Raw genomic sequence first — 13,202 nt, forward strand, 5'->3', positions numbered from 1 at the left:
GTGGTCACTACCGCCGAGCGCCTGGCAGCCGCCCACCCGGGCGAGCTGATCGCCATGGTCGGCCACGGCGGGGTGATGGACGTGCTGTACCGCGCCGCCACGCGGCTGGACATCCAGGCCCCACGCACCTGGGCGCTGGGCAACACGGCCATCAACCGCTTGCTCTGGACGCCCCAGGGTTTTTCACTGGTAGGCTGGGCCGACACCCAGCACCTGGACGGCATTGCGCTGGATGACGGATTTGCCGGCGGCGAGGCCGGTTCCGGTGTCGGCGCACAATAGGCACAGATAAACTTCTACGTATCCATGAGCACCCTGCCATCCCATCTGGCCGAACTGATCGGCAAACCGGTCAACGACATCGATACCCCCGCCCTGGTCATCGACCTGGATGCGATGAAGCGCAACCTCGCGCGCATGGCCGAATTTGCCAAGAAGCACAACGTTCGCTGGCGTCCCCATGCCAAGCTGCACAAAAGTGTCGCGCTGGCCAAGGCGCAGATGCGGGCCGGCGCCATTGGCGTGTGCGTGCAAAAAACGTCCGAAGCCGAAATCTTGGTGGCCGGCGGTGTGTACAACGTCTACATCAGCAATGAAGTGATCGCCCCGGGCAAGCTGGCCCGTGTGGCGGCGCTCACGCAAAAAGTCGCGGCCCAGGGTGGGCACCTTGCCATTGCGGTGGACAGCACCGAAGGCGTAATCCGCCTGGCGCAGGCCATGACGGAGGCCCGCATCAACAACAAGAGCGCGGGCGCCACCGTGATCGACGTGTTTGTGGAAATTGACGTTGGCCAGGGCCGCTGCGGTGTCGAGCCCGGCGCGGCCGCCGTCACGCTGGTGCTGGAAATCCGCAAACACCCCGCGCTGCGTTTTGCCGGCTTGCAGGCCTACCACGGCAAGGCCCAGCACATGCGAAGCGCCCAGGAAAGGCGCGACGCCATCGCCAGGGCGGTGGAGGCCGTGCTCCTGACGCGCAAACTGATAGAAGCCCAGGGCATCACGGTAGATCTGGTCACGGGGGCCGGCACCGGCAGCCTGATGCTGGAAGCCGCCAGCGGCGTCTACGGCGAACTGCAGGCCGGCTCCTTCATGTTCATGGACGCCGACTACGCCCAAAACGAACGGGACCCGTCGCAGCCGCAGTTCGAACACGCGCTGTTCGTCAAAACCCAGGTGATCAGCACGCACGGCAGCCATGCGGTGTGCGACGCCGGCCACAAAAGCCACGCCATTGATTCCGGCCTGCCGCTGGTGCATGCCTTTGACAGTGAAAGCGAGCTGGCCTATTTCAATGGCGGCGACGAGCACGGCATTTTGCGGCCCGCGGGCGACAGCAAGCGCCTGCCCGGCCTGGGCAGCATGCTGTGGCTGATTCCCGGCCACTGCGACCCCACCGTGAATTTGCACGACGCCATGATTGGCGTGGCCGGTGGTCTGCGCCACGGCACAGTGCAGCGCATTTACCAGGTTGATGCGCGTGGCGCGCTGACCTGACCTGACCTGCCGGCATGGCGTCTGAGAAGCGCGCCTAGAAGTTCACGCCGTAGACTGCATACATCGGCGAGGGCGCGCCATTGATGCGCCCGCCCCGGTACTCCGCTTCGCGTGCCGACTGCAGTACGGCCCCATTGAGTTCGGCATGCGTGGACGACAGCACCCGCGCATCGAGCAGCTTGCCCTCGGCGTCCAGCAGTGTGATCACGACGACGCGGCCATGCACTCCCTGCGCGCGGTAAGCCTGCAAGGCGTCGAGCGCGCCGGGCTTGCGCACGCGCGCGATGGAAATTTTTTGCCCCATACCGTCGCCGTCCTGCATCTGCGGCGCCTGCGGATGATCAGCGTAGAGTTTTCCCATCTGCCGGAACAGCTCGGGGAATTCCGGCAGGCTGGACGTGGAAGCGAGAGGCACGGCTGGATTGGGCGTGCGCGGTCCCGGTGCAGGGACCGCGCAGCCCCCGACCGCCATTGCCCAACAAAGCATCAGGCCCGGCGAAATCAGGGAACGGCGAGACATGGCTATTTTTCTCAGGGGTTGGATTTGGATTTGGGCTTGGCGGCGCTCACACGCTCGGAAATCCGCGAATCAATGGCCTTGAGCTCCGCGCTGATCACCAGCACGCGGGCCTGACCGGCTGCGGCGGTGACATCGCCCTGCACGGCACGTGCAGTGGCCAGCTGGATTTGCATCAGTTCCACCATCAGGTTGTTGGCGCGCTTGACATCGCGCATGCCGGCGCCGACTTTGTCATTGGCAGGAATGTCCAGCGGGGCCAGGGCGCGCTGGACGGCCTGGTAACCCGGCAGGTGCCGTGCTTCTATCGCCTGGACAAATTCAGGCTCCGGCATCTTGCCTTCGCGAAAAGCTTTGACGTCGGCCTGAAAGGCTTTCTCCGCGGCTTGCATCGCGGGCAAAATGCGCGTCAGCCCGGCCTGAAATTCAAACAGCTGCCGATGGTGCACGGCAGGCGTCGGCGTTGTGGCCACCAGAGCGGCCACTGCGGTGGCCGACAGCAACGAACCGATAGCCGCCGTTGAAAGCCGCCGCGCCGGTGTGGCAACGGCGGCGATTTTTTCGGTCAGCACCCAGGCCAGCACACATCCTGCCATGAGGCCCCCCACGTGGGCGGCGTTATCGATACCCTGCTTGCTGAAACCCTGAACGAGCGCATACGCCAGAAACACGCCCTGACTGGTCATCACGTTCTTGCTGGTAACGCCGGGTATTTGCCCGCGATGCTGGTGCAYCGCCACCAGCAGCGCCCCCAGGACACCAAACACCGCACCGGAAGCACCGACGGAAACGGATTGCTGGGCAGAAAAATGCAGGCTGAGCGCACTGCCGGTGAGCGCACTGGCCAGGTAGATCAACAGGAACTGAAAGTTGCCGTGAAGCCGGTTGAGTTGGACCCCGCCCTGCCACAAGCCCAGCATGTTCAACGCGAGGTGCAGAAAGCCGCCGTGCAGAAAGGTGGCTGTCAACAGACGCCAATACTGGCGGTCTTCCACCACGGACGCCGCCGAATTGGCGCCCCAGGCCAAAAGCTCCGACGGCAAGGGTTTGAACGCGCTGATTCCGGCACCGAGATTCGCCAGCCAGACAGCGACGTTCACGCCGACCACCAGGTAAAGCGCCCAAGTCACAGGCGTGAGCTCCTTCAGGCGGGCGTCGAAATTTTCCACGGCCTTGAGTTCAGCGGTCCGCTGCTCCATCGCCTGCATAAAGCCCCGCCCGCCGTAGGTGGCAAAGGCCTGCGTCGCGGCCATGATCGCATCGGGGTGGTCTTTGGTCCGTACGCTGTTCAAGAGAATGCAAAGCCGCTTTTTACGGCTGCCCCACCACCATTTGTCTTTCACATGAGGTGCGAGCGACACGTTGATCGACGTGTGGCCCTGCGCAGACTGCGACTCGATATCTGACACCTCAGGCCACGCGATGGTCCTGTTTTTCAGTACGGCGGCGCTGATGCCTTCGGGGCCCACCCGCAAGGCCGGACGTCCGCCGACAAGCTGCCGCCCAAAAAGCCAGACGAACCACAGCAGGCCGCCCAGGCTGGCCAGTCGCCATCCGGGAAAACCGGAAAACGGGACAAACACAAGCATCAAGGCCGGAATGACGGCCAGGAATGAAAAGAGGATCGTCAGGGTTCCCGTGGTGCTGCGCCACGATGAGGGAAACTCACGCACATATTCAGGCGCATCAGGTGCGCCTGCCAGCAAGGCCGACGGAACAGTATCCGGAAATTCCATGCTCCCCTCCTGCCCTTGCCACCTGGCGGGCCGGTTCATTGTTTATTTGCCGGCGCCAAAGAAGTCTTGCCCTTGCTGCGGCGGCGCCACGCCCAGGTGGCGGTAGGCCGCCAGCGTGGCGATGCGCCCGCGCGGCGTGCGCTGCAAATAGCCTTGCTGGATCAAATAGGGCTCGATCACGTCTTCAATCGTGTCGCGCTCTTCACCAATGCTGGCCGCGATGTTGTCCAGGCCGACCGGGCCGCCATCAAAGCGGTGGATCACGGCTTCGAGTAACTTGCGGTCCATCACGTCAAAGCCCTGCGGGTCTACGTCGAGCATGGCAAGCGCCTTGTTGGCGATGTCCAGCGAGATGTGGCCGGTGCCCTTCACGTCGGCATAGTCGCGCACGCGGCGCAGCAGGCGGTTGGCAATGCGCGGCGTACCGCGTGAACGGCGGGCAATTTCAAAACCGCCTTCTTCGTCCATGGGCGCATTGAGCAACTTGGCGCTGCGCCGCACGATGCGTGCGAGTTCGTCGGGTGTATAAAACTCCAGCCTCGCGACGATGCCGAAGCGGTCGCGCAGCGGGTTGGTCAGCATGCCGGCGCGCGTGGTGGCACCCACCAGCGTGAAGGGCTGCAGGTCGAGCTTGATGCTGCGCGCCGCCGGGCCTTCGCCGATCATGATGTCGATCTGGTAGTCCTCGAGCGCGGGGTAGAGGATTTCTTCTACCACCGGGCTCAGGCGGTGAATTTCGTCAATGAAGAGGACGTCGTTCTTTTCAAGGTTGGTCAGCAGCGCCGCCAGGTCCTTGGGTTTTTCCAGCACCGGTCCGGAGGTCTGCCGCAGGTTCACGCCCAGCTCATGCGCAATGATGTGCGACAGCGTGGTCTTGCCCAGGCCGGGCGGGCCGAACAGCAGCACGTGGTCCAGCGCCTCGCTGCGCTTTTTGGCCGCACCAATGAAGATTTCAAGCTGGTCGCGCACCTTGGTCTGGCCGACGTACTCGTCAAACAGTTTGGGGCGCAACGCGCGCTCGATCGCCTCCTCGCCGGGTGAGGCCGGCGCGGCCGACATCACGCGCTTGGCGGGCGGGAAGTCGCCGGGAGCGAAATCGTCGGTTTGTATGCTCATACTGGGTTACCGGCCTATTTCGCCAGCGCCTTCAACGCCAGCTTGATGCCGTCACTCACGCCGATATCTTTGGGCAATGCCTTCAGTGCCAGTGCGGCGTCGCGGTCGCTATAGCCCAGCGCCACCAGGGCCTGCAGGATGTCGGACTGGGCATCGTTGGCGACGCTGACCTGGATACCGATGTCGGCGCCCAGTTTGCCCTTGAGTTCCAGCAACAGGCGTTCGGCGGTCTTTTTGCCGATGCCGGGCACCTTGATGATGCGGCCGGCTTCCTGCTGGGTGACGGCTTGCGACAGCTCTTCAACGCTCATGCCGCTGAGCACGCTGAGCGCGGTGCGTGGGCCTACGCCGGAAATCTTGATGAGCTGGCGGAAGGCGGCGCGTTCGGTGGCGCTGCCGAAACCGTAGAGGATTTGTGCGTCTTCGCGCACCACAAAGTGTGTCAGCAGGCTGACTTTTTCGCCCAGGCCGGGCAGGTTGTAGAAGGTGCTCATGGGCACCAGTACCTCATAGCCGACGCCGTTGCAGTCCACCAGGATTTCCGGGGGATTTTTTTCGGCCAGCTGGCCAGAGAGTCTTCCTATCATGGGCAAATCTTATCAGTCAGACGCAGGCGCCTGTTTGGGCGGACAATTGTGTTTTTCCGCCTTTAACCGCCGTTTTCCAGGAAAACCACCGCCTTGATTCTTCGTCACACCTTCACGCCGCCGAACAACACCCGCATGGGTCACCTGTGCGGACCCATGGACAGCCACATCCGCACCATCGAAGTGGCGCTGGATGTCACGATTGCCCACCGCTTCGAGCAGTTCAAGATCGACGGCACCAAGGTGAAGGCCAACCAGGCGCTCGAGGTGCTGCAGGCCCTGTACGAAATCGCCCAGCGGCCCATAGAGCCCGAAACCGTGCAGCTGATGCTGGCCGGCGACACCGCGCTCAGCATCGCGCCCGACGGCGCCATGGCGCTGTCGACCCGCCGCGCCGACCTGCGCGCCCGCACCACCAACCAGGGCACCTACCTGGAAAACATTGCCACCCACGACATCACTTTCGGTATCGGCCCCGCCGGCACCGGCAAGACCTACCTCGCCGTGGCTTGCGCGGTGGATGCATTGGAGCGCAGCACGGTGCAACGCATTGTGCTGACCCGCCCGGCGGTCGAGGCCGGCGAGCGCCTGGGTTTTTTGCCGGGTGACCTGAGCCAGAAGGTGGACCCTTACCTGCGTCCGCTGTATGACGCGCTGCATGAGCTGATGGGTTTTGAGCGCGTGCAAAAGGCCTTTGAGCGCCAGCAGATCGAGATCGCGCCGCTGGCCTTCATGCGCGGCCGCACGCTGAACCACGCGTTTGTCATCCTCGACGAAGCGCAAAACACCACGCCCGAGCAGATGAAGATGTTTTTGACGCGCATCGGCTTTGGCAGCAAGGCTGTGGTGACGGGCGATATCAGCCAGGTCGATTTGCCGCGCACGCAGTTGAGCGGCCTGGTGGATGCCGAGCGCGTACTCAAGCGCGTCAAGGGCATTGCGATCACCCGCCTGACGAGTGCCGACGTGGTGCGCCACCCGCTGGTGGCCCGCATTGTTGATGCGTACGACAAGACGCGGCCCGGCATCGCGGCAGAAATTGCTACAGATTCGATAGCTGCTCCCGCACGGCGCACAAGCGCCAGGAGCCGAAATGGCTCTTAAGAACCTGRGCTTGTCCTTGCAGTTTGGCGACCTGAAAGACGCCGCCCGCCACCGCGCAGCGCTGCCGCGTCACAGCGTGGCCCGCTGGATCCGCCACGCGCTGGCGCACGACGGCGAGATCACTGTGCGCATCGTCGACGCCGAAGAAGGCCAGGCGCTGAACCGTGACTACCGCCAGCGCGACTACGCCACCAACGTGCTGACCTTCGACTACACACGAGAGCCGGTGGTCACGGCCGACCTGGTGCTGTGCGCGCCGGTGGTGGCCAAAGAGGCGAAAGAGAACAAAAAGACCTTGCAGGCCCACTACGCCCATCTGCTGGTGCACGGCACGCTGCATGCGCAGGGCTGGGACCATGAAACCGGCGAAGCCGATGCCGAAGCCATGGAAGCGCGTGAAATCGAGATCCTGGCCGGCCTGGGCGTCAAAAACCCTTACCGCTGAAATTCAAGGTTTATTGGGCTTCAGCCCAATAGGGACGGGCGCAAGCAGCTATTGAATTAATAGCGAGTTTATGTGCCCGGCACGACCTGCAGCGGAATCGTTACCGGCCCGTCATTGACCAGGTGCACCTGCATGTCGGCTGCGAATTGCCCGGTTTCGACTTGCGGATGCACGCCGCGGGCCTGGGCCACAAAGTAGTCGTAGAGCCGGCGCCCTTCGTCAGGCGGGGCCGCACCGGTGAAGCTGGGCCGGTTGCCGCCCGAGGCGTCAGCCGCCAGCGTGAACTGGCTCACGATCAGCAGGCCGCCTTGGACGTCCTGCACGCTCAGATTCATCTTTCCCGCGTTGTCGGAGAAGATGCGCAGCTTGAGAAGCTTGGCCAGCAGCTTGTCAGCCTGCGCTTCAGCGTCGCCGCGCTCAGCGCACACCAGCACCAGCAGCCCGCCGCCTATCTGGCCGACGGTTTCGCCGGCAATCACCACGCGGGCTTCGGCCACGCGCTGCAGCACGGCCTTCATCAGTCGGTCACGCCGGCCGCGACAAACAGCGGCTTGCCGACCGGGCCGGCCAGGAAACTGACGAACTGCTGGGCCACATCCTGCTGTTTGCCGGAAGCCAGCGGCGCGGCGGTGTACGACGTGTAGTTCTGCACTTCGGCCGGAACCGGGCCGACGAACTTCAGGCCCTTGTCCCTGTATAGAAGAATCTCGGTCATCGCACCGAAACCGATCTCGCGGCCCTTGCCCTTGAGCACGTGCTCCATCACCGAGGCGCCGTCGGGATAACGCGTGGTTTTGCTTTCCACCTGCGCATACACGTCCATCTTCCTGAGCAGGCCCTCCAGGTACAAGCCGGTGGAGGCGCGGTTGAACACCAGCGAGTCGGCGGCCAGCACCGAGCGTTTGAGTGCCTCGGCATTGGCGATGTCGGGCACCGGTGCGCCTTCGCGCACAGCCACACCCATCCCGACACGGCCGACGTTGGCGCGTGTTTCCGCCAGCTTGCTGGCCGCGGCAAATTCGCCGATGACGGCGGGCGGCGCGATCACCACGTCAAACGCCGGGTTGCCGTCCATGCGCTTTTTCAGCTCGGGCGCGGTGTTGAAGGTGATTTTGGCGGTGTGGCCGGTCTGCTTTTCAAAAGCTGCCGCTGCCGCCTTGAGGCCGGGCTCGATGGCGCCGGCGCTCAGCACCTGGAGCTCCGCCGCCTGCGCGGCGGCGCTGAGCAGTGCGCAGGCAAGGACGCGGGCGGCAAGCGCAAGAGGGGGTCGTTTCATCAAGGCTCCTGGTCTCAGGGGTAGAAAGTCGGAAGGTCGGGGAAATTATCGGCGGCCGGAAGAGGGCGGCAGGCCATCAGATCAGGTCGGCCTCATCGTCGAAATGGGCTTCCACATCGGTGGGCAGCAGCTGGATGCTGGCGCGCAGGCCGGGCACGGCGCTCATCAGCGCCTGCTCAACGCTGGTGCGCACGGCCGCCGCGCGGCCCAGCGACCAGCTGGCCGGCATGTGCATGTGCATATCGACAAAGCGCCGCTGGCCGGCGCGGCGCGTGCTCAGGTGGTCAAAGCGGATGGTGGGGTGGCTGAAGCCTGCGAGTGTTTTCTGGATCTCGGTCAGCACTTCAGGCTCCACCGCCTCGTCCATCAGGCCCTGTGACGAGCGCCAGACCAGCCGGCCTCCCTCCCACAGGATATTCAGGGCCACGCCGATCGCCACCACGGCGTCCAGCCAAAGCCAGCCGGTCAACATGACAGCACCTATGCCGACCACCACGCCGGCTGAGGTCCAGACATCGGTCACGAGGTGCCTGGCGTCGGCCTCAAGCGCGATGGACCGATGCTGCCGGGCCGCGCGGAACATCGCCCAGGCCAGCAGGCCGTTGAGCGCCGAGCTGCCCACCGACAACGCCAGGCCCCAGCCAAGCTGCTGCAGCGGCCGAGGGTCCAGCATGCGGTGCACGGCAGCCCAGATGATGGCCAGCGCCGCGCCGACGATCAGCGCACCCTCGAAGCCGGACGAAAAATACTCGGCCTTGTGGTGGCCGTAGGGGTGGTMGTCGTCGGCAGGGCGCTGCGCAATCGTGACCATGGCCAGGCCAAAGAGGGCGCTGGCCAGGTTGACGAAAGACTCCATGGCGTCAGACAGCAGGCCGACCGAATCCGTGATGTACCAGGCCGCCGTTTTGAGGACGATGGTGGCTGCGGCCACGGCGACGGAAGTGCGCAGCAGCCGCTGCGGCGTCAGGGATTGCCAGGCGGGAAAATTCATCTGTGCATTGTGAGGTATGGGGGCATGCCGGGTAACAAACCGGAGAAGGATGGCGGGGTGGTAAGACTTGCCTGGCGAATCGTAACTAAAGGTAATGGATAATCCGCCCAAAGAGGTCTTCATGAAACATCGCTATCTGACAGCCTTGGCCGGACTGATGCTTGCAGCCGTGCAAGCCGCCGCACAAACCCGGCCGGAACCTGCCGCGGGTGCTCCGGCCACCCCGGCAGCGGCGCCGGCGCCTGCCGTCGAGGCATCGGCCATCCCCGCTTCTGTACCCTTGCCCCCGCMTCCACCCGCCCCGGGGCAGGCCGGCTTTCTGAAAACCCTGCGCGGTGATGTCAAGCTGCTGGAGGCCGGCGGCGCAGCGCGGCCGGCAAAGGCCGGAGACCCCGTGTTGCCCGCCGGCCGCATCGTCACAGGCGCCGACTCCGCCGCCAGCCTGGTACTGCGCGACGGCACCACGGTGGTGGTGGGTCCGGCTTCGCAACTGGACATCAAGGGTTTCAGCTTTGATGCCACCACACAAGAGGGCGGCCTGCTGCTCTCCCTGCTGCAAGGTTCGCTGCGCATGATGAGCGGCCTGGTGGGCAAGGCCCATCCCGAGACCGTGCGCATCGAGACCAAGACCGCTTTCATCGGCATTCGCGGCACCGACTTCATCGTGCAGGCGGACCCACAGCCATGAGAATCCATTTCCCCCTTCTCTCCGCCATTCTCCTGAGCACGCTGCTGGCGGCTTGTTCCACCGGCACCCGTGTTGTGCTGCTGCCGCAGGAGGGCGGTACGCCGTCCGCCGTGGTGGTGCGCGCCAGGGAAGGCGCAGGCGGCGAAGCGGTGCTGTCCGTGCCTTTCCAGCGTGCCACGGCAGCGCGGGGTTCAACGGGTGCCCCCAGGGTGGACCAGGCTGATCCGGCCAAGGTTCGCGCCGATAACGCTGCGCTGTATGACATGGCGCCGCCCAGGGGCAAGCGTTACACCGTGTACTTTGATGCGGGCGGCACGGTGCTGACGGCCGAGTCGCAGAAAATCATGGAAGACGTGCTCGCCGATGCGCTGGCCCGAAGTGGCGGCGACATCGTGATCACCGGCCATACCGACACTGTGGGCGCCGGAGCCAGCAACGACGTGCTGTCGGCCCAGCGGGCGCAGCAGGTGCGCCAGATACTGATCGACCGCCAGTTTCCGGCAGAGCGTATCGAAGCGGCGGGCCGGGGCGAGCGCGACCTGGCCGTGCCTACCGCTGACGAAGTGGAAGAACCGCGCAACCGGCGCGTGGCCATCGAGGTTCGGTAACAAGATGACTGGTATGCAGGTTAAATGCCTGTAGACCAATAGGGGTAAGCGCAAGCAGCTATTAAAATAGTAGCGTTCGGTCGCCGCCCCGAGTCTGCGGAAAGCGCCCCGGGCCGCAGTTCAGGCCAGCGTGACCCTGGCAAACTTGCGTTTGCCCACCTGCACCACATACGTTCCGCTGTTCAGCTTGAGCGCCTTGTCGCTCACCACGCTGGAGTCAATCCGCACGCCGCCGCCTTCAATCAGGCGCGTGGCTTCGCTGCCCGAGGGCGCGAGGCCGGCCGCCTTGAGCAGCGCGCCTATCCCCATCGGCGAACCGGACAGCGACACCTCGGGAATCTCATCCGGCACGCCGCCCTTGCTGCGGTTGATGAAATCCTGCTCGGCGGCGTCGGCTGCGGCAGCGGAATGAAAGCGCGCAGTGATTTCCTTGGCCAGCGCCACTTTGGCGTCCTTGGGGTTGCGCCCGCCGTCCACTTCGGCCTTCAGCGCTGCGATGTCGGCCTCGCTCTTGAACGACAGCAGTGTGTACCACTTCCACATCAGCACATCGGAGATCGACAGCACCTTGGCGAACATGGTGTTGGCGTCTTCGCTGATGCCGATGTAGTTGTTCTTKCTCTTGGACATCTTCTCGATGCCGTCCAGGCCTTCGAGCAGCGGCATGGTCAAAATGCACTGCGGCTCCTGGCCGTATTCCTGCTGCAGGTGCCGGCCCATCAGCAGGTTGAACTTCTGGTCGGTGCCGCCGAGTTCCAGGTCGCTCCTGAGCGCGACCGAGTCGTAGCCCTGCATCAGCGGGTACAAAAACTCATGCACGCTAATAGGCGTGCCGGCCTTGAAACGGTCGTTGAAGTCGTTGCGCTCCATCATGCGGGCCACGGTGTAATGAGAAGCCAGCTTGATCATGCCGGTGGCGCCCAGCGGTTCGCTCCATTCGCTGTTGTAGCGCAGCTCGGTTTTGGCGGGGTCCAGGATCTTGTCGGCCTGGGCGCGGTAGGTTTCGGCGTTGACCTTGATCTGCTCGGGCGTGAGCGGGGGCCGTGTGGTGTTGCGCCCGGACGGGTCGCCGATCAGGCTGGTGAAGTCGCCTATAAGAAAAATGACTGTATGGCCCAGATCCTGGAGCTGACGCATTTTGTTCAGCACCACGGTATGTCCGACATGAATGTCAGGCGCCGTCGGGTCCAGCCCCAGTTTGATGCGCAGCGGGACGCCCGTGGCCTCCGATTTGGCCAGTTTTTGTATCCAATCGTTTTCCGGGATCAGCTCATCGCAGCCGCGCAGGGACACCGCCAGGGCCTCCCTGACGCGGTCGGTGACGGGAAATTTTGTAACAAGCTCTTGATTCATAAGGGTTTTTCACATGTCGGGGAATTGTCCGACAGATATACTGGCGGCTCTCCTGCAGCGGCGGAGCCATTTTAGTTGGCCTGCAATTTGCTGATCAGGAAACTCATAACCGGATGGCTCCGGCCCCACCCCTGAATCCAGGGCTGGCCGCCAAAGCTCTCCACCTTTTATACAGCAGTCCGGTGCTCGCGCAGCGCCCGATGCACTTTTGTTGGGAATACTGCTTTGCCACTGCCATCTCCCTCCCAGATACTGCTGCCCATCGCCGACAGCCTCCGTCGCCATCCCAAACGGGTCACCGCCAGCCTTGCAGCACTGCTGCTGGGCACAGGTGTCACAGCATTCGGCGTTGCGCCCCTGGCACCCGATGCGGCCAACCTGCCGGTCCGCCAGATACTCGAAGCGGTCGAGCCTTTGCCCACGCAGATACAGACCGATTCCCTCACCGATTTCCGTTTCAAGCTGTTCCGCACCGAAAGCACCCGCAGCAGCGATACCGCCGACACCCTGCTCAAGCGCCTGAACATCGACGACAGCGCCGCAGCCGCCTTTTTGCGCAGCGACGCCAATGCGCGCCTGCTGTTGTCGGGCCGTGCCGGAAAGAACGTAACCGCCGAAGCCAGCGACAGCCAGCAACTGCTCAAGCTCAGCATGCGCTGGCCCACTGACGACGAAACGATGTTCAAGCGCCTCGTGGTCGAGCGCGGCGCCGCCGGTTTCAGCTCGCGCATTGAAACCGCCCCGTATGTGGCTACTGCGCGCTTGTCCAGCGGCAGCATCCAGACGTCGCTGTTCGCCGCCACCGACGACGCCCGCATTCCCGATGGCGTAGCGGTGCAGATCGCCGAAATTTTCTCCAGTGACATCGATTTCCGCCGCGCACTGCGCAAGGGCGACCGCTTCAACGTGGTCTATGAAAGCCTGGAAGCCGACGGCGAGCCGCTGCGCACCGGTCGCGTGCTGTCGGCCGAGTTTGTCAACGCCGGCAAGGCCTACCAGGCCATGTGGTTCCAGCCTCCGGGCGTGGACGCCGCGGGCGTTGCCCACAGGGGCGGCTATTACACGCTCGACGGCCAGAGCCTGCGCCGCGCCTACCTGAGCTCGCCCGTCGAGTTCTCGCGCATCAGCAGCGGCTTTTCAATGCGCTTTCACCCCATCCTGCAAAAATGGCGCGCCCACCTGGGCACCGACTTCGCAGCAGCTACGGGAACACCTGCACGTACCGTCGGCGACGGCGTGGTGGAGTTTTCGGGTGTCMAGAACGGTTACGGCAACGTGGTGTTCGTT

The 13,202-nt window shown here is 64.1% G+C and carries 15 protein-coding genes; 7 read left to right on the plus strand and 8 right to left on the minus strand.

All coding sequences use genetic code 11. From position 1 onward, the window contains the following. A partial coding sequence (locus tag AC1D1X_RS04880; protein WP_477697911.1) for a histidine phosphatase family protein occupies positions 1-282 on the plus strand: 282 nt, incomplete at its 5' end. Between the two features lie 24 nt (positions 283-306). Beyond that, positions 307-1,494 (plus strand): DSD1 family PLP-dependent enzyme, encoded by a 1,188-nt coding sequence (locus tag AC1D1X_RS04885; protein WP_477670044.1) that lies wholly within the window; start codon positions 307-309, stop codon positions 1,492-1,494. 34 nt (positions 1,495-1,528) lie between these two features. Here AC1D1X_RS04885 and AC1D1X_RS04890 read toward each other — a convergent pair whose 3' ends face one another. From AC1D1X_RS04890 to ruvA, 4 genes are all read right to left on the minus strand, one after another. Continuing rightward, positions 1,529-1,909, minus strand: coding sequence for an energy transducer TonB family protein (locus AC1D1X_RS04890; protein ID WP_477670043.1), 381 nt, complete (start codon positions 1,907-1,909; stop codon positions 1,529-1,531). Positions 1,910-2,025: 116 nt separating this feature from the next. Further along, the gene (locus AC1D1X_RS04895) at positions 2,026-3,747 is read right to left on the minus strand and encodes a rhomboid family intramembrane serine protease (RefSeq protein WP_477697912.1); all 1,722 of its coding nucleotides are present in this window, start codon (positions 3,745-3,747) and stop codon (positions 2,026-2,028) included. A 42-nt stretch (positions 3,748-3,789) separates the two neighbouring features. Continuing rightward, entirely contained in the window at positions 3,790-4,863 is a 1,074-nt protein-coding gene (ruvB, locus tag AC1D1X_RS04900; protein ID WP_477670041.1) for a Holliday junction branch migration DNA helicase RuvB, read from the minus strand. A gap of 14 nt (positions 4,864-4,877) precedes the next feature. After that, positions 4,878-5,450 (minus strand): Holliday junction branch migration protein RuvA, encoded by a 573-nt coding sequence (ruvA, locus tag AC1D1X_RS04905; protein ID WP_477648181.1) that lies wholly within the window; start codon positions 5,448-5,450, stop codon positions 4,878-4,880. Positions 5,451-5,543: 93 nt separating this feature from the next. Between ruvA and AC1D1X_RS04910 the strand changes: the two genes are divergently transcribed. Both AC1D1X_RS04910 and ybeY read left to right on the plus strand, forming a co-directional pair. Next, positions 5,544-6,554, plus strand: coding sequence for a PhoH family protein (locus AC1D1X_RS04910; protein WP_477670040.1), 1,011 nt, complete (start codon positions 5,544-5,546; stop codon positions 6,552-6,554). Further along, positions 6,544-6,999, plus strand: coding sequence for an rRNA maturation RNase YbeY (gene ybeY / locus AC1D1X_RS04915; RefSeq protein WP_477697913.1), 456 nt, complete (start codon positions 6,544-6,546; stop codon positions 6,997-6,999). The genes AC1D1X_RS04910 and ybeY overlap by 11 nt, the downstream gene beginning before the upstream one ends. A gap of 68 nt (positions 7,000-7,067) precedes the next feature. Here the strand turns inward: ybeY and dtd are convergent, their stop codons facing one another. The 3 genes from dtd to AC1D1X_RS04930 form a co-directional block, all read right to left on the minus strand. Further along, entirely contained in the window at positions 7,068-7,517 is a 450-nt protein-coding gene (gene dtd, locus AC1D1X_RS04920; protein ID WP_477670038.1) for a D-aminoacyl-tRNA deacylase, read from the minus strand. Further along, positions 7,517-8,275 carry a substrate-binding domain-containing protein gene (locus tag AC1D1X_RS04925; protein ID WP_477670037.1) on the minus strand — a complete coding sequence of 253 codons (759 nt, stop codon included), beginning with the start codon at positions 8,273-8,275 and terminating at the stop codon, positions 7,517-7,519. Before AC1D1X_RS04925 ends, dtd begins: the two co-directional genes overlap by 1 nt. A gap of 76 nt (positions 8,276-8,351) precedes the next feature. Then, complete coding sequence (locus AC1D1X_RS04930) at positions 8,352-9,266, minus strand: cation diffusion facilitator family transporter (protein ID WP_477697914.1); 915 nt, start codon at positions 9,264-9,266, stop codon at positions 8,352-8,354. 121 nt (positions 9,267-9,387) lie between these two features. On the opposite strand from AC1D1X_RS04930, the gene AC1D1X_RS04935 reads away from it, so the two are divergent. Together AC1D1X_RS04935 and AC1D1X_RS04940 are read left to right on the plus strand one after the other, a co-directional pair. Continuing rightward, positions 9,388-9,954 carry a FecR family protein gene (locus AC1D1X_RS04935; protein ID WP_477697915.1) on the plus strand — a complete coding sequence of 189 codons (567 nt, stop codon included), beginning with the start codon at positions 9,388-9,390 and terminating at the stop codon, positions 9,952-9,954. Beyond that, complete coding sequence (locus AC1D1X_RS04940; protein ID WP_477670034.1) at positions 9,951-10,562, plus strand: OmpA family protein; 612 nt, start codon at positions 9,951-9,953, stop codon at positions 10,560-10,562. Before AC1D1X_RS04935 ends, AC1D1X_RS04940 begins: the two co-directional genes overlap by 4 nt. A 120-nt stretch (positions 10,563-10,682) precedes the next feature. Here AC1D1X_RS04940 and tyrS read toward each other — a convergent pair whose 3' ends face one another. Then, positions 10,683-11,915: a tyrosine--tRNA ligase gene (gene tyrS, locus AC1D1X_RS04945; protein ID WP_477697916.1), complete on the minus strand. Its 1,233-nt coding sequence runs from the start codon at positions 11,913-11,915 to the stop codon at positions 10,683-10,685. Positions 11,916-12,140: 225 nt separating this feature from the next. Here tyrS and AC1D1X_RS04950 point away from each other — a divergent pair. Next, positions 12,141-13,202, plus strand: a 1,062-nt coding sequence (locus AC1D1X_RS04950) for a M23 family peptidase (protein ID WP_477697917.1), incomplete at its 3' end; no start/stop codon positions are given.

It is taken from the genome of Polaromonas sp. P1_G4 (assembly GCF_056405475.1).

Coding starts and splice junctions, on each gene's coding strand:
- ruvA (WP_477648181.1), bottom strand. CDS start 5,450: ATGATAGGAAGACTCTCTGGCCAGCTGGCCGAAAAAAATCCCCCGGAA.
- dtd (WP_477670038.1), bottom strand. CDS start 7,517: ATGAAGGCCGTGCTGCAGCGCGTGGCCGAAGCCCGCGTGGTGATTGCC.
- AC1D1X_RS04940 (WP_477670034.1), top strand. CDS start 9,951: ATGAGAATCCATTTCCCCCTTCTCTCCGCCATTCTCCTGAGCACGCTG.
- ruvB (WP_477670041.1), bottom strand. CDS start 4,863: ATGAGCATACAAACCGACGATTTCGCTCCCGGCGACTTCCCGCCCGCC.
- AC1D1X_RS04885 (WP_477670044.1), top strand. CDS start 307: ATGAGCACCCTGCCATCCCATCTGGCCGAACTGATCGGCAAACCGGTC.
- AC1D1X_RS04925 (WP_477670037.1), bottom strand. CDS start 8,275: ATGAAACGACCCCCTCTTGCGCTTGCCGCCCGCGTCCTTGCCTGCGCA.